The sequence below is a fragment of the Curtobacterium sp. 9128 genome (genome assembly GCF_900086645.1).
Taxonomy (GTDB): Bacteria; Actinomycetota; Actinomycetes; order Actinomycetales; family Microbacteriaceae; genus Curtobacterium.
The window spans coordinates 2447483-2465563 of record NZ_LT576451.1 but is presented as its reverse complement, the minus strand read 5'-3'; the positions used below and the strand labels follow the sequence as shown (position 1 = coordinate 2465563).

Here is an 18081-nt window from a genome sequence, read left to right as displayed (position 1 = left end):
GACCCACGGTAAGGGAAGCCTTACCTCAGTACAACCCCGAGGTGCTGTGCGAGGAACTCCCACATCCAGGTCAGCGCCACCGCGTTGGTCAGTCCGGGGGCGTTCTGGGCGATCTGCGTCGCCACGCCGTCGCTGTAGGCGGCGAGCTTGAGCGCGACGACCGACGGGTCGATGCCGTCCGACGCCACGTCGAACGTTCCCGCGTCGACCCCGCGGCGGATCACGCGGACCAGGCAGGCCTCCCAGACACGGATGCGTTCCGCGTACTCCTCGGCCACCTCTGGACGACGTGCGACCGCGGTCCAGTAGTCGGACCAGATCCGCCAGTGCTGCCGGACCTCCTCGCTGTCGTCGAACAACGGCTCGACGAGCATCCGCAGCGCCGTCGCCGGATCGGGTTCCGCGTCGACGGCGGCGACGATCGCCCCGTAGAACCGCTCGGTCTCGAGCACGACGACCTCGTTCAGGATCTCCGCGACGCTCCCGAAGTGGTAGGTCACGGTCCCGACGGAGACGCCCGCCTCCGCCGCGATGTCACGGAGACCGGTCGCGCCGAGACCGTTGCGGACGATGACGCTGCGCGCGGCGAGGACGATCATCGCGCGGCGGACCTCGGGTCGCTGGCGCGCCCGTGGCCTCGGCTGCGCCGGGTCCGGTGCCTGCTGCTCGGCGCTCACGCGGACGTCCTCGGCACCTCGTCACGGAACGTGTGCTCGGCGACGAGCTGCTCCTCGGTCCCGGCCGCTCCATCGCGTGCCCACGCACGGACGGTGTTGACGAGGTGGAACGCCTCGGCGTCCGCCGCCACGTGCGACGTCGTCTCCAGGCGCGCGGCCCAGTCGGTGTGCTCGAGACCGATGGCCCAGCGCGAGTCCGCGGTGGCCGAGGTCGGGTCGTCCGAACGGATCCGGTAGGTCTCGCGCGCGTCCTCGCTGAACACCAGTCCGTCCGGGTAGACCCGGCCGCCGCCGTACCCGGGGTCGACGTCGAGCGTCCACGTGCCGGTCTCCACGTCGTGGGTGACGGTGCGCTGCGGGAGCGGGTCGCTCGGTTCCACCCGGGTGATCGCGAGCGGGGTCGACCGCTCGGGCTCCTCGAAGCGGATGTCGTCGTCGTCCGCGCGGGTCCACACCGGCAGGGTCACCGAGCTCCGGGACGGATCGAGCACGAGGGTCGCGGCCGTCCCGTGCGGCCACACCCACGGCCAGTACGACGTCGACACGGCGACCCGGAGTCGGTGTCCGGCGACGAAGCGGTGGCCCGTGGACACCAGTCGGACGGGCAGCACGGTGGGCACCCCCGGCTCGAGCGGGTCGGTCCGGTCCATGCCGTGCCGGCGGGCGGCGTTCAGCACACCACGGGTGACGAGCGTCGAGCTGCCATCAGGGGCCACGTCGCACAGCCGCACGGTGACCGTGGCCCTGGGCTGGTCGCTCGTGACGGCGAGGTCGACGAGGACGTTGCCGAGCAGGTCGAACGACTCGTCGACGAGCAGGTCCAAGCACGCCGAGCGGCCGTCCTCCGCGCGCTGGTCCGGCGGCAGGTCGGTCGCGTTGCCGAACGGGAAGAACCGTCCGGCGTCCGTGCCGGTCTCCTGCGGGGAGGAGACCACGACGTCGCCGTCACGTCCGCCGCGCAGGGTGTCGAGCGTGTGCGACACGGCCTCGGTCGCGGTCGATGGCCACGACGTCGCCCCGACCCACCGCCCGGTGCGCGAGGCGTAGTACGTCGCGGGCGGTTCCGGGTCGTTGATCCACGCGCGCAGTGCCGGATCGGCCTCGACCCCGGTGTCGACGCCCTTGAGCCACCGGTCCCACCACCGCAGGGTCTCCTGCAGGAACCCGATCGACGGTCCCGGCGCGAGCCCGCGGTCCGGGTACTGGTGCGACCACGGCCCGACGATCCCCTTGACGGGTGCGTCCACGTGCTCGACCAGGCGGAGGACGGCGTCCCGGTACGGGTCCGCCCAGCCGCCGACGGCGAGGACCGCTGCGCCGATGTTCCCGTAGTCCTCCGCCGCGCTGCCGTGCCGCCAGTAGTCGTCACGGGACTGGTGCGACAGCCACACCGGCGTCATCGGCCGGTTCGCGTCGAGCCGCTCCTTCCAGCGCGCGACCCACGACGGCCCGACGACCTCGGGCCGCGGCGGCCGGGAGTTGAACGCGAACATCGTCGCGCCCCACGCCGCCATGTCGATCCCGAGCACCGCGCCGCCGACGTAGTGCACGTCGTTGTCGTAGCGGTCGTCCGTCGAGCACACCGTGACGATGGCCTTGAGCGCCGCCGGTGCCCTGGCCGCGAGCTGCAGGGCGTTGAACCCGCCCCACGAGATGCCGAACATCCCGACCGCGCCCGTCGACCACTCCTGCGCGGCGAGCCACGCGATCACGGCTTCGCCGTCGCGCAGCTCCTGCTCGCTGTACTCGTCGTCGAAGAACCCGTCCGACGACCCGGTCCCGCGGATGTCGACGCGCACCGAGGCGTACCCGTGCGCCGCGTACCAGGGGTGTCGCTCGGAGTCCCGCGGCGCCGTCCAGTCGTCGAGCCGGTAGGGCAGGTACTCCAGCAGCACCGGCACACGGGCATCGGCGGACGCGTCCGCGGGGGCCCAGATCCTGGTGTGCAGCCGCACGCCGTCCGGCATCGGGATCCACTCGTCGCGGACGGTGACCCCCTCCGGCAGTCCGGTCGGCACCCCGATCGCCGTCAGCCCGTCCGTCATGCGTCCTCCCAGTTCCTGATCCGGTGTCCGTCCCCGTGGTCGGTCCAGCCGTCGACGTGCCGCCAGCGCTGCACGCCGTCGTCGACCTCGGGCAGCGTCGTCACGCCCGGCTCGAGCGTGGCCGCGAGCAGCGTGCTCGTGTACGGGTGGTTCGGGCCGGTGAACACCCGTTCGGTCGGGCCGATCTCCACGATGCGGCCGCCGGTCATCACCGCGACGCGGTCGGCGACACCCCGCACCACGGCGAGGTCGTGGCTGATGAACAGGCAGCTCAGGCCGTTCTCGCGCTGCAGGTCGGCCAGCAGCGACAGGATGCCGGCCTGGACCTGCACGTCGAGCGCGGTGGTGATCTCGTCGGCGATCACGAGCCGCGGTCCGGCGGCGAGGGCCCGTGCGATGCCCACGCGCTGCCGCTGGCCGCCGGACAGCTGTGCCGGCAGGCGGTTCGCGAACTCCGGTCCGAGGCCGACCTGCGTGAGGAGATCGGCAACGCGCTGGCGCGAGGACGAGCCGGTGAAGAGCCGCAGCGGTCTGGCGATCGCGGCACCGACGGTCCGACGCGGGTTGAGCGAGGTGTCGGCGTTCTGGAACACCAGCTGCACGGCGCGGCGGAGCGCGGCGGACCGGGCGGCGACGGGCTCGCGGAGGTCACCCGTCACCGTGTCGTCGGTGTAGTCGAAGCTGCCGGACTCGGCGGGAACCAGCCCGGCCAGGGCCGTCGCGAGCGTCGACTTGCCGCTGCCGGACTCGCCGACGACGGCGAGGGTCTCGTGCGCCGCGATCTCGAAGGAGACGCCGTCGACCGCGGCCGGCAGGCCGCGCCCGTACCGGACCACCAGGTCCCGTGCGGTCACGACGGGACGGGCGGGAGGCACGGTGGGCGTGGCAGTGGAGCGGACCGTCCCCGGGACGGTCGCCTCCAGACCGTCCGGACCCGCGCCTCCAGACCGTGTCCCGGCCGTGCTGGTCCCGTTCGGTACCGCGGCCAACAGGGCCCGCGTGTACTCGTGCTGCGGGTCGGCGAAGAGGTCGGCGGTCGCGCGGTGCTCGACGATCTCGCCGTGCCGCATCACGGCGATCTCGTCGGCCATGGCCGACACCACCCCGAGGTCGTGGCTGACGAGGAGGACGGCCATCCCGAGCTCCCGGCCGAGGTCCGCGACGAGGTCGAGGACCGCCGCCTGCGTGACCACGTCGAGCGCGGTGGTCGGCTCGTCGAGGACGAGCACGCGCGGCCTGGCCGCGACGGCCATGGCGATGGCGACGCGCTGCTGCTGGCCGCCCGAGAGCTGGTGCGGGTACCGACGGACGATGGTGTCCGGGTCGGGCAGCCGCACCAGCCGGACCAGTTCGGCGACCCGCTCCGGGCCGTCCGGCTCGCCGTGGGCACGGAGGGCCTCGCGGATCTGCTCCCCGATCCGCATCGACGGGGTCAGCGCCTGGCCCGCGTTCTGCGCGACGACGGACGCGGTGCCGCCGCGGAGCGCCCTGGTCTCGGCGGGCGACAGGGCGAAGACGTCCTGCTCCGCGACCGTGACCGTCCCGCCGACGATGGTCGATCCGGTGCGGAGGTGGGCGAGGAGCGTCCTGGCGACGGTCGACTTGCCGCTGCCGGACTCCCCCACGAGACCGAGCGTCCGGCCGGCGTCGATCGTGAACGAGACGCCCCGGACGACCGGGACCCAGGTGCGACCGGCGGCGTAGGAGATGGCGAGGTCGTCGACGCGGACGGCCTGCGTGGTGGTCGTGTCGATGACGGTCATGCGCTCGTTGCTCCTTGCGTGGCGCGGTCGACCCCGAGCGACTTGCTCAGTCCGTCCGCAGCGAGGTTGAGGCCGATCACGAGTGTCGCCAGTGCCACGATCGGCGCCAGCGTGCCGAGCGGCACGACGGTCAGTGCGGTGCGGTTCTCCTGCACCATGAGCCCCCAGTCGGGCGTCGGTGGGTTCGCTCCGAACCCGAGGAAGGACAGCGACGCCACGAGGAGCACGATCCACGACGCCCGCATCGCGTACTCGACGAGCACCACGTCGAGGACGTTCGGCAGGATCTCGCGGAACACGATCGACAGGGGCTTCTCGCCGCGGGCGCGGGCCGCGGTGACGTAGTCCTGCGTGATCACGGTGCGTGCGGCCCCGCGGACCACGCGGGTGACCGCCGGGGCGTAGACGATCGTCACGGCGAGCACGATCACCCACAGGCCGGCGTCGAAGACCGTGACGACGACGAGCAGCGCCAGGATCGACGGCACGCTGAGCAGCGCGTCCACGACCCGCATCACGACCTCGTCGAACCAGTTGTCCGCGTACGCGGTGACGGCGCCGAGGAACGTGCCGACGGCGACCGCGATCGTCGTCGCGAGGAACGTGACCAGCAGGGCGTACCTGCCACCGTTCAGCGTGCGGGACAGGATGTCGCGGCCGTACTGGTCGGTGCCGAGCCAGTGCGTCCACTCCGGTCCGGCGAGCACGTTCGTCGAGTCGGTCGCGACGGGGTCGTGCACGCCGATGACGGGTGCCAGCACCGCGAGGACGAGGTGGAGCGCGATCAGCCCGAGGCCGATGGCGAGTGCCGTGGAGCTGCGGAGCGGCTCGACGGCGGCACCGATCACGCTGCGCGAGCGCGGGGCGATGGCGGTCATGCGGTGGCCTTCCGTTCGGTGCGCTCGGCGCCGGTGGACGAGCGGCGCCTGGTGGTCGGCCGGATCCGCGTCCGTCGCTGCCGGGTGCGGAGCTTCGGGTCGAGAGCGAGCGCGACCAGGTCGGCTGCGAGGTTGCAGACGACGTAGATGAGGGCACTGAGGAGTGCGATCGCCTCGATGGTGGGCAGGTCCCGGTTGAACACCGACTCGAGCATGAGCTTGCCCATGCCCGGGTAGTTGAAGACGTTCTCCACGACGACCACGCCGCCGAGGAGCCACGCCACGTTCAGCGCGACGACGTTGAGCGTCGGCAGCAGCGCGCTCGGGACCGCGTGCTTCCACACCACCCGGCGCATCGTCAGGCCCTTGAGCTCGGCGGTCGTGACGAACTCGGACGCCATCACGTCGATCGTCGAGGACCGCGCGGTGCGGACGATGTACGCGGCCATCGCGAGGGTGAGCACGATGATCGGGAGCCAGATCGTCGGCAGCAGCTCGGCCACGGTGGCGTCGCTGCCGCGCAGGACGACGGCCGGGAAGAGCGGGATGCCGATCGCGAAGAGCAGCACCAGCACGGTCGCGACCATGAACTCCGGCACGCTCATCACCACGAGGCTGACGATCGAGATGACCCGATCGGTCGGGCGGCCGCGGCGCACGCCGGCGACGACCCCGAGCGTCAGGGACAGCGTGACCCCGACGAGCATCGCGGGCACGGCGATGAGCATGCTGTTCCGGAACGCGGTGAACAGCGTCGGCGCGACCGGCGCGCCGCTGACGAGCGACGTGCCGAAGTCGCCGTGCGCGGCGCCGACGAGCCACTGCCCGTAGCGGAGCCACACGTTCTGGTCGAGACCGAGCGTCTCGCGGAGCTGCTTGACCGCTTCGGGCGTGGCGTTCTGCCCGAGCAGCTGCTGTGCGACGTCACCCGGGAGCGCCTGCACGGCGAGGAACACGAACAGCGAGGCGAGCACCACCGTGAGGAGGGCGATGCCGACGCGGCGGAGGACGGGGAGGAGGACGTTCATCGGCGCAGTCCGATCCGGAGGTAGTCGAACTCGAAGCCGAACTCCGAGTAGTTCACGACGTCACGGGACAACCCCACCAGGCGGTCGCCGAACATCGGGGTCATGTCGGCACCGTCGGCCACGACGAGTCGCTGGGCGTCCTGGTAGAGCGTCTTCCGCTTGGCGTCGTCCATCTCGGCACGCGCCTCGTCGAGGAGCTGGTCGAACGAGCCGTTCGACCACGCGCTCTCGTTGTACGACGACCCGGAGCGGAAGATCTGGTTGAGCAGCTGGTCGATCGGCCGGCCGGTGAACCAGTAGCTCACCATCAGCGGCTTCTGCATCCAGATCTGCGTGTAGTACGAGTCCGAGGAGGCGTTCCGGACCGTGAGGTCGATCCCGGCGTCCGCGACCTGGTCGCGGTACGCGACCGCGAGCGGCGTGAAGACCGACTCGTAGCTGGACGTGTAGATCGACGCGCGCAGTCCCTCCCGGTCGGCCCGCTTCAGCAGGCTCCTGGCCTTGTCGGGGTCGTACTCGCGCGGTTCGTCGAGGAACGCGGCGAGCTGTGGCGGGACCGGGTTGTCCCAGCCGGGCGAGCCGGTGCCCTGCAGGGCGGTCTCGACGATCCGCTTCGGGTCGTAGGCGAGCTTCATCGCCTGGCGCACCGTCGGGTCCGAGAACTCGGCGCTCGTGGCGAGCATCGGGATCGTGTACCACTGCGCGTTCACGGAGCGCGCGACCGTCGCCCGGTCCGATGCCGCGACCACACGGGCGGTGGCGAAGTCGAGGTTCGTCTGCGAGATGAGGTCGATCTGTCCCGCGAGCAGCGCGTTCACCCGGGCCGTGGTGTCCTGGATCGAGAAGAAGTCGATCCCGTCGAGTGCCGGACGACCCGCGAAGTGGTCGTCGAACGCCTCGACGCTGCCGGCTCCGGCCGGGGTGAACGAGGACAGCTTGAAGGGCCCGGTCCCGATCCCGGTGCTGCCGATCGTGCCCACGGCCGACGCCGGGACGATGTAGCACTGGTAGGCGGTCAGGAGCGACGGGAACTCGGCGTTCGGCTTCGTCAGCTCGAACCGCAGCGTGTACCGGTCGACCGCGCGCATCGAGTTCGCGTCCATCACCTCGCCGAGCACGCCGGCCTGCGGGGACCCGGTCTTCTCGTCGAGGATGTGCCGGATGCTGGCGATCGCGTCGTCCGCGTCGAACCGGGAGCCGTCGTGGAACCGGACACCCTGACGGAGGTGGAACGTCCACATGGTGCCGTCGGCGTTCGCGGACCACTCCCGCGCGAGGTCGGGCACGGTCTCCCCCGACTCGTCGAGCTTCACGAGCCGGTTGTAGAGCGCGCCGAGGTACTCGTACGCGGAGAGGGAGCTCGCGGAGTCGAGGGTCTCGGCGGCGGATGCGGCGGGGCGGGCGATGCGGAGACGGCCGCCTCGCCGGGGGGTGCCGGTCGCGGCCTGCTCGGGGATGCTGACCGTTCCGGCGCTGGCACCGGAGCTGCATCCGGTCAGGGTGAGCAGACCGAGGCCGGCGAGACCGGCGGCGCCGGTGAGCAGGGCGCGGCGGCTCGGGCGACGGTCCGCTGGGGCGCGGCCGTCTTCGGGTTGGACGATGGGTGGCATTCGGGGTGACCCCTCCTGGTAATCGTTCCGGTGAACGATAGAGGTGCTGCCGCGTGCGATCCAAACGTGTGACGCGTCGGCGGTTCGCGTCTGCGGTGCCTCGATCCGCGGGAATCCGCGGATGCGGCGGCGGATCGGCGGTTTCCGAACGTTTACGAATCCGTTACACAGCGCGGGTCCGACGGGGCCAGGATCGTCTCGAGGCGAGGAGCACCGATGGCGACGTTCACACGCGGATTCGGCGGACGACGACGTGACGAAGACGATCGATTGCCGCCCGGTCAGACCCTTGTGCGCGACTGGCCCGTACTGTCCGCCGGCGACACCCCGGACGTCTCCCCCACGGACTGGACCTTCTCGATCCGGACCGAGACCGCGCTGCACGAGTGGACGTGGGACGAGGTGCACGCGCTCGGGGTCGAGGACGTCACCGTCGACATCCACTGCGTCACGCACTGGTCCAAGCTCGCGATGCCGTGGCGCGGCGTCCCGCTCGACCGGTTGTTCGAGCAGGTCGAGACGTCCCTGGACTTCTGCATGGTCCACAGCGTCGGTGGCTACACGACCAACGTGCCGCTCGACGAGCTCCTCGACGGACAGGCCTGGATCGCCTTCGAGGCGGACGGCGCGCCACTCGAGGCCGAGCACGGCGGGCCCGCGCGGCTGCTCGTCCCGCACCTGTACTTCTGGAAGAGCGCGAAGTGGGTGCGCGGGATCGTCATGCAGGCCGACGACGAGCCCGGGTTCTGGGAGAACGCGGGCTACCACCTGCACGGGGATCCGTGGAAGGAAGAGCGGTACTGGTGAGCGGCCTGGAGGCACGGGTCGGCACGGTCGCGCCGCCAGCGACCCGCAGACGGCCGGCCTGGCACGACGCGACGGTCGCGGCCGTCCGAGCGGAGACGCCGACGGCGCGCCGGATCGTCCTCGACGTCCCGACCTGGCCGGGCAACGACGCCGGACAGCACCTCGACCTCCGGCTCACCGCCGAGGACGGGTACCAGGCCACCCGCTCGTACTCCATCGCGTCCAGTGGATCGGGCACCCGCGTGACGCTGGCGGTCGATCGTGTCGACGACGGCGAGGTGTCCCCGTTCCTCGTCGACGCCGTCGAGGTCGGTGACGCGCTCGAGGTGCACGGGCCGCTCGGCGGGTGGTTCGTCTGGCGCCCGGGCGCGTCGCCGTCCTCGGCGTCACGCCCGGTCCAGCTCATCGCGGGCGGATCCGGGATCGTCCCGCTCGTCGCGATGGTGTCCGCGCACGCCGAAGCCGCTGATCCCGCCCCGTTCCGACTGCTTTACGCCGTACGGACCCCCGAGGACGTCTTCTTCCGATCTGAGCTGGCGGATGCCGCGAACGGGCCCGCTCCCCTCGAGGTGACGATCGTGTACAGCCGCCGTGCGCCCGACGGATCCCCGGTGCCGGTCGGTCGTCTCACGCGGGACGCACTCGGCGCAGCCGTCCTCCCACCGGATGCGGGTGCGCTCGTGTACGTCTGCGGATCGACACCCTTCGTGGAACAGGTCCTGCGGTGGCTCGGCGAGCTGGGACACGGGACAGGGGACGTCCGGGCAGAACGGTTCGGAGGGAACGGATGACGATCTTCGACGGCAACTCCCTCGCCGGTGACCTGGCGGACGTCCTCGGGCCCGACCCGACGACCGCCAGGCTCCGGTGTGCAGGGTGCGGTTTCTCCGACGCGCTCGGTGTGGCGAGAGTGCACCGGAGTGCGATGGGCTCCGTCGCGCGGTGCAGCGGATGCGGCACCGCGCTGGTGACGGTCGTCATCGTCGGTTCCCGACGACTGGTCGGGCTTCCGGGGGTCCGAGCGGTGACGCTCTGACCCGGGGTGTCGCTCGTCCCGGAACCAGAAAACCCCGACCGAGGTCGGGGTTTCCGGGGGGCCGGGTGGAGCCGGCGATTCCCGAGCGGATGACGAGATTCGAACTCGCGACCCTCACCTTGGCAAGGTGATGCGCTACCACTGCGCCACATCCGCATCGCGCGTCCTGTCGGTCGCGCAGGGTCCACCATACCCGTCTCTGCGTGTTCGGCCCGACTCCCTGCCAGAACCGGGCGTGTCCGTGTTGGCTGGGTGCATGAGCGACTTCGTGAAGGACACCACCGACGGCACGCCTGCCGAACCCGAATCCCACGGCGTCGACCTGGTCGACGGGGACGCCCCCGCGATCCGGATCCTGGTGCGCGGGGACCTGCCGCCGACCCTCGAACACGACAGTCGGACCTGGGCGGCCACCCGCGAGACGCACGACGCCGGCGACGCCCCGGCGATCGCCGTCTACCGTCCGGCTTGAGCGGGCGGGGCTGCGGTCACCTCACCCACATGGGGTGACAGCCGCCGTCGATCTGGCCTTCCCCCTGCGCCCGGCTTATGGTTTCCCTAGTTCTGGCCTTTATCAGGGAAAAGGCGGGTCCATGTCATTCACCACGCAAACGAACCCGGTCCGGGGACTCCTGGATCGACGACCATCGTCGACGCTCGACCGACGTCGTCTCATCGACCACATCGAGGACTTCCGCGCGTCGGGCGGCCGCCTCATGACCGTCTGGGCACCGGCGGGTGCCGGGAAGACCGCCCTCCTCACCCAGTGGGAGTCGATCCTCGCCGCGCGCGACGTCCCGCACCACGTGGTGGGACCGTGCCGCGACGAGCTCGAGACGCTCATCGACGAGCTGACCGTCCGGCACCGGTCCGCGGCCGCGGGTGAGCGCCGCACGCTGCCGGCCGAACGGTGGGTCCTCGTCGACGACCTGCAGCAGTCGGACCCCACCGGCACCGCGTTCGTGCGACTGCTCGGCGTCGTGCCGGACGGGACCCGGGTCCTCATCGTCGGCCGGTACGAGCCGAGCGAGTTCAGCGCGGTCGTCGAGGCCGCCGGAGGTCGCACCACGCTCCGGACCGCGGAGCTGCGGTTCACGGCCGCCGAGACCCACGAGCTGGCCGCCGCGTTCGGGATTCCACTGATCGTCGCCGATGCGGAGCGGCTCACCGAACGGACCGCCGGGTGGGCTGCGGGGATCGCGCTCGCCATGCCGTACCTGTCGAGCGAGCCGGACCCCTCGGCCGCCATCGTGCAGTTCGACGGCGACCAGCACTCCGTCGCCGACTACCTCGTCGTCCGCGTGCTCGACGGGCTCGACGACCATGACCGGTCCGTGCTCATGCGCGCGGCGGTGACCGAGCACGTGCCGCTCGACCTCGCCGTCACGCTCACCAGGCAGCGCGACGCCGGGGCGGTCCTCGAACGCCTCAGCATCCGGAACACCCTGGTCGACCGGGACCGGGCGTTCGACGGGTTCCGGTTCCACCCGCTCCTCGTCAGCTACATGTGCGCAGAGTCCCGGCGACGTGACGAGATCGGCGCAATCCAGGCCCACGCGACCGCGGCGGCCTGGTACGAGGCAGCCGGCGACCACGAGTCCGCGATGGCGCAGGCACTCCGCTCCCGGGATCGCGGCGTGGTGCGGACCCAGCTGGAGCACTCCGGGCTGGTCCTGCTCATGCAGGGGCGCAGCGCGAGCGTCGCCGCTGCACTCCGCTTCGTGGAACCGGTCACCTCGTCGCTGCCGGTCGCCGTCGTCCGGCTCGCGATGGACCTGCCGGACTTCCGTGACCGGATCGGCGCAGCCGAACGACTCGCTGAGGTGCATCGCCTGATGGCCGTTTCGAGCGAGGCGGACATCGCGCTCTGGACGCCCTACGTGCACGCGATAGCCGGGTTCATGGTGCTCGAGAAAGCCGAGGCGGAACGGACGCTCGTGACACTGAGCGCCTACCTGCGTGTCTCGTCGGTCGGGTCGTTGGACATCGCGCTCGGCATCCGATCCGCGATCGCGTGGTGCCTGGTCGTCGCCGGCCGGTACGGCGAAGCCGAGCCGCTCCTGCGGTCGGTCCAGGCCGCTGCCCTCCGTGCCGGGTACGCCTGGGTCTACCTGATGGCCACCGACGGCATCGCGTCACTCGCCGCCCGACGCGGGGACTGGCGGGCGGCGACGGTGCAGGAGGGGCGGATGGCGGCGCTGCCGTTCGACGCGACTCCCCCGTACAACCGGGCGACGGCAAGAGCCGTGCTCATCAACGCGGCGTACGCCTACGAGCGGTGCGAGCCGGTGTCGTTCACAGCTGCCAGGCTCGTCGAGGCGGCGGACCCGACCGGGGACGAACTGGGACAGCTGTTCCAGGCCAGGACGCTCCTGCTGATCGCGGCACTCGACAGCGAACACGCTCCGCGCGAGTCACTCTCGCGACTACTGCAGCTCGCACGGACCGAGGGCGGCGACCACCCGCGGGCGGTCGCCGCCGCGGCGCCACGCATCCACTTCTGGTCGAACCTGTTGAACGGGGCGTCGGCCGCTGCGGAGGCACGCCGTGTCATCGTGTCGATCCTCGGCGTGCAGTCGCTCGAGGCGCAGACGCTCCGGGTGCTCGCGACGAACCGAGCGGACTACGGGGCGGTCCGGGCACTCGCGGACGAAGTGGACGGTGACCACCTGGCGTGGACCGGCTCTAGCCTCGTCGCCGCACACCTCGCGCTCGCCGCGCACGCCCACGACGGCGGCAGTGCTGCAGAGGCTGCCGACCGGGTCCGCCGTGCGCTCGACCTCAGCGAGGAGTTCGGGTACGCGCGGGAGTTCCTGGCCTGCCGAGGCCTCGGGGCGCGACTCGTCCTCGCGACGCGCGGATCCTTCGGCGCGCTCGAGCCGTACGCCGCGCACGTGCTCGACCGATGCGCCGCCGAGCGGGTCGACCTCGGAGCCGACTCGGACGAACCGGCCGCGCCGCTCACGCCGAAGGAACGGGCCCTGCTCGAGGAGTTGCCGGCACACCAGACGCTCGGCGAGATCGCTGCGAAGCACCACCTCAGCGTCAACACCGTGAAGACCCACCTGCGGAGCATCTACGCGAAGCTCGGGGTGACCGGACGGACCGAGGCGGTGCACGCCGGGCGCAAGCACGGCCTCCTGTGAGTGCCGGGCCCGACCACCGGGTCGACGTGACCTGACGGCCGGCGACCGCCCGGTCACGCGACCGGGCGGTCCGTCCGCACCGCGTCCACCGCAGCCGCGTTGCTCGGGAACACCCGCGCGTCCTCGACCAGGCCGAAGTGGTCGAGCTCCGCACGGAGCACCGTGCGGACCCGGCTGAAGGCGACCTCGACGTCCTGCTCCCGGCACCAGTCGAGCGCCTCGGCCGCGACGTCCGCCGCCGTCGTGTCGACCCCGGTGATCGCCTCGCAGTCGAGCACGAGGGTCCGCACATCGTGGTCGACAGCGGCCGTGACGGCCGCCCGGACACCGTCGCCGAAGCGCTGGGCGTTCCCGAAGAACAGCGGCCCGGCGAACCGGAGCACGACGACACCGGGTGCCGTCGTCACGCTGTCGTCCCGAACGGCCCGGAAGGCGCTCATCGGCTCACCGGACGGCGCGATGACGTCGACCGGTGGTGCGGCCGCCCGACGCACGACGTCGACGAGGGACAGGACGAACGCGATCACGACGCCGATCACCGGTCCGAGGAACAGCGCCCCGAGGAAGCACACCGCGGCGACGGCGAACTCGAACCGGCGGAGCCGCCAGAGCCTCGCGAAGTCCCGGAAGCCGAGCAGCGGGACCACGGCGACCGCGACGATGGCGCCGATCGCGGGTGAGGGGATGTCCTCGAGCAGCCCGGTGCCGAAGCAGACGACCAGCAACGTCAGCACCGCGGCGACGAGCGCCGGCAGTTGCGTCCGCGATCCCGCCTGGTCCATCGCCGCGGTCCGCGACGCGGACGAGCCGACGGTGAACCCGCCGGTGATCCCGGCGCCGAGGTTCGCCGCAGAGAACGCCAGCAGATCACGGTTCGGGTCCTCCGTGTAGCCGTGCCGCTCGGCGTACCGGCGGGCGACGAGGAGTCCCTCGGCGATCGTCACGAGCGTCAGCGCGAACGCGCTCGGCACGACCTGCAACCACTGGTGCCAGCTGATCTGCGGCCAGGTGAACACCGGCGGCCCGGCCGGAACGCTCCCGAGCACGTCGACGCCGGCCTTGTCCAGGTGGAACACGATGAGCACGAGCGAGGACACGACCAGCACGACGAGTGCCCACGGCACCGCGCGCAACCGGCGGCCGAGGACGAGGACGACGATCGCGCCGACCGCGATCACCACCGACCAGCCGTTCGTGGTGCCGAGCCCGCTGAAGAGCTGCCCGACCTTGTCGACGAACTCCCCACCGCTGTCGATGTGCACCCCGAGCATCTTGGCGATCTGGCTGACGAGGATGTCGAGCGCCAGACCGCCCACGAACCCGACCAGGATCGGCGCGGACAGGAAGTTCGCCAGGAACCCGAGCTTCAGGACGCCGCACACCGCGAACAGCACCCCGCCGATCAGCGCCTGCGCGAGTGCGAGCTGGACGTAGGCACCGCTGTCCGCCGCGACGAGACCGGTGAGCGACGAACCGACGAGGGCCGCGGCGGCCGCGTCCGGCGATGCGATGAGCTGTCGCGTCGACGCCAGGAGCGCGTACAGCGCAGCGGGGACGATGAGCGCGTAGAGCCCCGCGGTCGGGGGCAGGCCGGCGATCTGCGCGTACCCGATGTTCAGCGGGATCGCGATCGCCGCCAGCGTGACGCCGGCGAGGAGCTCGGTGCGGAGGTTGCCGCGGCCGAGCCCGGCGAGTGGGCGGTTCATGCGTGCATCCCCTTGCGCTGCTGCCTCTGCTGCTTCCGCTGCTTCGGTGGGGCCAGCCCCTCGACGTCGCCGAGCGCCGGCCGGATCCACCGCGACTCCGGGTTCGCGTCCACGAGCAGCGCCCGCACCAGGAGCGTCAGCGGCAGCGCGAGGATCGCGCCGAGCGGCCCGAGGACCGCTGACCAGACGACGACCGACAGGAACGCGATGGTCTGGTTCAGGGACACCGCCGATCCGACGACGTGCGGCTGCAGGCCCGACTGGATGACCCCGTTGATGACGGCGTAGATCACGATGACCGCGACGGCGTTCTGCCACCCGTTCGCGAGCAGCGCCAGGAACACCGGCGGGATGATCCCGATCCAGTACCCGATGTTCGGGATGAACCCGGTGATGAACGCGAGCAGGCCCCACAGCACGGCTCCGGGGATGCCGAGCAGCCACAGCGCGAGGGTGTCGAGTAGCGCCACGGCTGCACCGAGCAACGCGGTGACGACCATGTACCGCCGGACGCTGACGGTGTACGCGAACAGCGCGTCGACGAGCACCGGACGGAACGGGTGGAGCCGCGCGGCGATGAGCCGGCCCCACCCGGCGTCGAGGGTCATGAACACGATCAACGACAGCACCAGGAAGGTCGAGAACCCGAACCCGAAGACACTCCCGACCAGTCCGGAGGCGAACGCGACGATCTTGGTCGGATCGAACTCGGCGAACACCGCGCTGACCTGCTGCTGCCCGATCCCGACAGCGCTCAGTGCGTCGCCGACGGAGTGCTCGAGCTCGGTGAACTGCGCCGAGTACTGCGGGAGGAGCGTCGCGAACTGCGCCACGGAGATCACCAGCGCGAACGAGAACCCGATCGCGAACAACAGCACGAGGACGATGACGACCGCTGATGCGAAACCGCGGCCCAGTCCGATCCGCTCCAGGAGCACCCGCGCCGGCTGGACGCAGATGGTCACCACGAGCGCGAGCGCCGTCGGTCCGATGATCGACGAGAACCGCGCGCACCCGATCGCGATCACGACCGCGGCCGCGAGCCCCAGGACGAGCCGCAGTCCGCGAGCACCCGCCGCATCCGTGCGGTCCGCCACCTCAGGATCGGGCGCGGACTGGAGGCTCGGTGCGGCACCGCGCGCACGTCGCCTCCGTCGCCATCCGAGTCGCATGCTGTTCCTCCCTGGGTCGGTGTCGCTCTGCGGTCCGTGCCGTGCTGGCTTCGTGCCGCGCTGGCTCCGTGCCGCGCTGCGACGCTAACCGCGGTTCGTGGCGAGCTGATCGTCCCGATCGGGTGAGACGCCGTCGTCGCCGTCACGGCTCGCCTGACCTGGTCTGCCGTCGGTACTCGCCGGCCGCGCGAGCAGGTCGACGATCCCGACCGCGACGAGCGACGACACGAGCGTCCACACGATCAGCCCGGGTGAGAGTGGTCGGTGCAGCGCGATCACCGCGGCAGCGACCACGGCGACGAGCACCAGGAGCGGTACCCGGAACCGGTCCAGTTCCACGCCCACACGGCCCGTCGTCACGCCCCGCACCTCGGCAGCGCGCCGCGCACCAGCGGTGAGGCGCCCCCACCCGGCACGCAGCCGCACCGCCGGCCGCGACGACCCGGCGAACCACGCGGTGACGGCGACCGCGAGTGCGAGCACCGTGATCGCGACGGAGGCGCTCAGCACGAACGCGACGACGGTGTCGTAGATCACCCGAGCGGCGTTCCGCGGCATGAGATCGGGGGCGAGCGCACGGACTGTCACGACCCGGCCGAACGCGAGCCCGAGCATGGTGACGGCCATCGCGATCGCCACACCGATCCCTGCCAGCGAGAGTGCCCGAGCGCGGCGACGTGCCATCACGACGCCGATGCCGATGCAGGCGACGGCGAGCCACGGCAGCCACGCGGCGGTCACCTGGACCAGGGCGTATGCGGTCTCCGCTCGGACGGCGGCGTCGGACGTCGCGATGACGACCGTGCGGTCGACCACGGGGATCCGCGATGCGAAGCCGAGCCCCTGGTCGATCAGTCGCTGCTTCACCTCGGCCACGATCGGGCCGAGCTGGATGCCGATCGACCCGTCGGCGGCGATCGCCACGGCGGCCCGCTGGTCACCGGTGAGTGACCGCACGAGCTGTGCGTGTCCGGTGCGGAGCGCACCGTCCCACAGCGTGGTGAACGCGTCGGACGCCACGAACCGCTGCACGGTCTGGTGGACGAGGTTCTCCACACCGGTGCTCGCCGGCGCTTCGAGCGCCGTCAGGGCGCTCGCTGCGCGCGGCGGCAGGTCCAGCTGCCGGAGGCCGTCGAAGACCGTGCCCGTCAGCTGGCGGACGTCGAGGTGCTCGTCGACGACGTCGTTGGTCTTCGCCGTGATGAAGCTCTGCACCGCGGGATCCCGTGCGAGCGGGGAGAACGTCTCGACGAACGCCGCCGTCGACGACGTCTCGCGGCTGGCCCACGTGGTCACGACGACGACGGGCGCGAGGATCGCCCCGATGACGATGAGCGCGGCCGACGGGATCACCCAGCCGAAGCCGCGCCGCCCCTGGTCGTGGCGCCCGGCCAAGGTTTCGTCGAGCGCCGCACGCAGGCGCTCGTTCTCCGCCCGCAGCGCCGCGATTTCGTCGTCGACCGGGACGTTCACGGCGCGAGCAGCCGTTGCTTCGCGGTAGCGAACTCCTGGTCCGTCAGGAGCCCCTGCTGCCGCAGTGCGCCGAGCCGTTCCAGCTCCCCCATCAGGTCACCGGTGCCCGGTGCCGGTGCAGGAGGCGCCGTCTGCGCCGTCTGCTCGAGCTCGTACGCGTCCGCGTCCGCGCGCTCCTGGGCGGCACGCTGCTGGTGCCCCATCACCGCACCGCTCACGGCCGTTGCCGTCCCGGCCACCACCGCGGTCCTCGCTGCCATGCCGAGCAACCCCGGCCTGCCGAATCGTCTGAACAGCATGATCCGTCCTCACCCGATGTTCGCCGCGACCGCGATCGCGTTGAGTTCCGGAGCGGGGATCCGCACCGTCTCCAGGAGTTCTGCGCCGCTCTCCGCGAACCGTTCCGCGAGGGACTTCGCCCAGAGCTGCTCGATCACCGCGATCGCCGCCGAGGTGCCCGGTGCCAGGTCGTCCGCGATGCGCTCGACGTCCTCGTTCCCGGTGATGCCCCTGGCTTCGAGCTCGAACGTGTCGAACGGGCTGCCGGCCGGGAGGTCGTCGATCTCGATCACCTCGACCGCGCCGCCACCGTCCCGGCTGACGACCAGGATGTCGAGCAGCCGGACGGCGTCGGCGGCGATCAGGTCCGCCAGCGCACCGAGCACGCGCGCATCGGGGAGACGCCCGCGGTACCGGATCACGAAGACCTCGGCCGGGCCGAAGTCGAAGGTCACCACGGC

16 protein-coding genes and 1 tRNA gene are annotated in these 18081 nt (G+C 71.6%); 5 read left to right on the top strand and 12 right to left on the bottom strand.

What is annotated here, in order from left to right; translation table 11 throughout:
• Window positions 1-20: 20 nt before the first annotated feature.
• The 6 genes from QK288_RS11890 to QK288_RS11865 are packed head-to-tail and all read right to left on the bottom strand — an operon-like array spanning window position 21 to window position 8001.
• Window positions 21-677 carry a TetR family transcriptional regulator C-terminal domain-containing protein gene (locus tag QK288_RS11890; protein ID WP_281264518.1) on the bottom strand — a complete coding sequence of 219 codons (657 nt, stop codon included), beginning with the start codon at window positions 675-677 and terminating at the stop codon, window positions 21-23.
• Window positions 674-2722, bottom strand: a complete 2049-nt coding sequence (locus tag QK288_RS11885; protein WP_281264517.1) for a CocE/NonD family hydrolase — start codon at window positions 2720-2722, stop codon at window positions 674-676. The genes QK288_RS11890 and QK288_RS11885 overlap by 4 nt, the downstream gene beginning before the upstream one ends.
• Window positions 2719-4485, bottom strand: coding sequence for an ABC transporter ATP-binding protein (locus QK288_RS11880; RefSeq protein WP_281264516.1), 1767 nt, complete (start codon window positions 4483-4485; stop codon window positions 2719-2721). The genes QK288_RS11885 and QK288_RS11880 overlap by 4 nt, the downstream gene beginning before the upstream one ends.
• Window positions 4482-5363, bottom strand: a complete 882-nt coding sequence (locus tag QK288_RS11875; RefSeq protein ID WP_281264515.1) for an ABC transporter permease — start codon at window positions 5361-5363, stop codon at window positions 4482-4484. The genes QK288_RS11880 and QK288_RS11875 overlap by 4 nt, the downstream gene beginning before the upstream one ends.
• Window positions 5360-6391 (bottom strand): ABC transporter permease, encoded by a 1032-nt coding sequence (locus tag QK288_RS11870; RefSeq protein WP_281264514.1) that lies wholly within the window; start codon window positions 6389-6391, stop codon window positions 5360-5362. The genes QK288_RS11875 and QK288_RS11870 overlap by 4 nt, the downstream gene beginning before the upstream one ends.
• A complete protein-coding gene (locus QK288_RS11865) occupies window positions 6388-8001 on the bottom strand; it encodes an ABC transporter substrate-binding protein (RefSeq protein ID WP_281264513.1) in 1614 nt (537 codons plus the stop codon). The genes QK288_RS11870 and QK288_RS11865 overlap by 4 nt, the downstream gene beginning before the upstream one ends.
• 216 nt (window positions 8002-8217) lie before the next feature.
• Between QK288_RS11865 and QK288_RS11860 the strand changes: the two genes are divergently transcribed.
• From QK288_RS11860 to QK288_RS11850, 3 genes are read left to right on the top strand one after another with little or no spacing between them, the layout of a single operon-like run.
• Window positions 8218-8808, top strand: coding sequence for a molybdopterin-dependent oxidoreductase (locus tag QK288_RS11860; protein WP_281264512.1), 591 nt, complete (start codon window positions 8218-8220; stop codon window positions 8806-8808).
• Complete coding sequence (locus tag QK288_RS11855) at window positions 8805-9599, top strand: ferredoxin reductase (RefSeq protein WP_281264511.1); 795 nt, start codon at window positions 8805-8807, stop codon at window positions 9597-9599. Before QK288_RS11860 ends, QK288_RS11855 begins: the two co-directional genes overlap by 4 nt.
• Complete coding sequence (locus tag QK288_RS11850) at window positions 9596-9844, top strand: DUF6510 family protein (RefSeq protein ID WP_281264510.1); 249 nt, start codon at window positions 9596-9598, stop codon at window positions 9842-9844. The genes QK288_RS11855 and QK288_RS11850 overlap by 4 nt, the downstream gene beginning before the upstream one ends.
• Window positions 9845-9928: 84 nt before the next feature.
• On the opposite strand, the gene QK288_RS11845 is transcribed toward QK288_RS11850, so the two are convergent.
• Window positions 9929-10000: transfer RNA gene (locus QK288_RS11845), tRNA-Gly, on the bottom strand.
• Window positions 10001-10100: 100 nt separating this feature from the next.
• On the opposite strand from QK288_RS11845, the gene QK288_RS11840 reads away from it, so the two are divergent.
• Together QK288_RS11840 and QK288_RS11835 are read left to right on the top strand one after the other, a co-directional pair.
• Window positions 10101-10316 (top strand): hypothetical protein, encoded by a 216-nt coding sequence (locus tag QK288_RS11840; protein ID WP_281264509.1) that lies wholly within the window; start codon window positions 10101-10103, stop codon window positions 10314-10316.
• A gap of 121 nt (window positions 10317-10437) precedes the next feature.
• Window positions 10438-12990 carry a LuxR C-terminal-related transcriptional regulator gene (locus QK288_RS11835; RefSeq protein ID WP_281264508.1) on the top strand — a complete coding sequence of 851 codons (2553 nt, stop codon included), beginning with the start codon at window positions 10438-10440 and terminating at the stop codon, window positions 12988-12990.
• Window positions 12991-13043: 53 nt separating this feature from the next.
• Here QK288_RS11835 and QK288_RS11830 read toward each other — a convergent pair whose 3' ends face one another.
• The 5 genes from QK288_RS11830 to QK288_RS11810 form a co-directional block, all read right to left on the bottom strand.
• Complete coding sequence (locus QK288_RS11830; protein ID WP_281264507.1) at window positions 13044-14696, bottom strand: SulP family inorganic anion transporter; 1653 nt, start codon at window positions 14694-14696, stop codon at window positions 13044-13046.
• Window positions 14693-15793 (bottom strand): AI-2E family transporter, encoded by a 1101-nt coding sequence (locus tag QK288_RS11825; protein WP_281264506.1) that lies wholly within the window; start codon window positions 15791-15793, stop codon window positions 14693-14695. The genes QK288_RS11830 and QK288_RS11825 overlap by 4 nt, the downstream gene beginning before the upstream one ends.
• Window positions 15794-15952: 159 nt before the next feature.
• Window positions 15953-17341, bottom strand: coding sequence for a hypothetical protein (locus QK288_RS11820; RefSeq protein WP_281264505.1), 1389 nt, complete (start codon window positions 17339-17341; stop codon window positions 15953-15955).
• A complete protein-coding gene (locus QK288_RS11815) occupies window positions 17338-17640 on the bottom strand; it encodes an SHOCT domain-containing protein (protein ID WP_281264504.1) in 303 nt (100 codons plus the stop codon). Before QK288_RS11815 ends, QK288_RS11820 begins: the two co-directional genes overlap by 4 nt.
• A gap of 9 nt (window positions 17641-17649) precedes the next feature.
• On the bottom strand, window positions 17650-18078 hold the full coding sequence (locus QK288_RS11810; protein ID WP_281264503.1) for a DUF6325 family protein: 429 nt from the start codon (window positions 18076-18078) through the stop codon (window positions 17650-17652).
• Window positions 18079-18081 lie beyond the last annotated feature (3 nt).

Coding starts and splice junctions, on each gene's coding strand:
- QK288_RS11885 (WP_281264517.1), bottom strand. CDS start 2,722: ATGACGGACGGGCTGACGGCGATCGGGGTGCCGACCGGACTGCCGGAG.
- QK288_RS11880 (WP_281264516.1), bottom strand. CDS start 4,485: ATGACCGTCATCGACACGACCACCACGCAGGCCGTCCGCGTCGACGAC.
- QK288_RS11875 (WP_281264515.1), bottom strand. CDS start 5,363: ATGACCGCCATCGCCCCGCGCTCGCGCAGCGTGATCGGTGCCGCCGTC.
- QK288_RS11870 (WP_281264514.1), bottom strand. CDS start 6,391: ATGAACGTCCTCCTCCCCGTCCTCCGCCGCGTCGGCATCGCCCTCCTC.
- QK288_RS11865 (WP_281264513.1), bottom strand. CDS start 8,001: ATGCCACCCATCGTCCAACCCGAAGACGGCCGCGCCCCAGCGGACCGT.
- QK288_RS11860 (WP_281264512.1), top strand. CDS start 8,218: ATGGCGACGTTCACACGCGGATTCGGCGGACGACGACGTGACGAAGAC.
- QK288_RS11850 (WP_281264510.1), top strand. CDS start 9,596: ATGACGATCTTCGACGGCAACTCCCTCGCCGGTGACCTGGCGGACGTC.
- QK288_RS11840 (WP_281264509.1), top strand. CDS start 10,101: ATGAGCGACTTCGTGAAGGACACCACCGACGGCACGCCTGCCGAACCC.
- QK288_RS11835 (WP_281264508.1), top strand. CDS start 10,438: ATGTCATTCACCACGCAAACGAACCCGGTCCGGGGACTCCTGGATCGA.
- QK288_RS11830 (WP_281264507.1), bottom strand. CDS start 14,696: ATGAACCGCCCACTCGCCGGGCTCGGCCGCGGCAACCTCCGCACCGAG.
- QK288_RS11815 (WP_281264504.1), bottom strand. CDS start 17,640: ATGCTGTTCAGACGATTCGGCAGGCCGGGGTTGCTCGGCATGGCAGCG.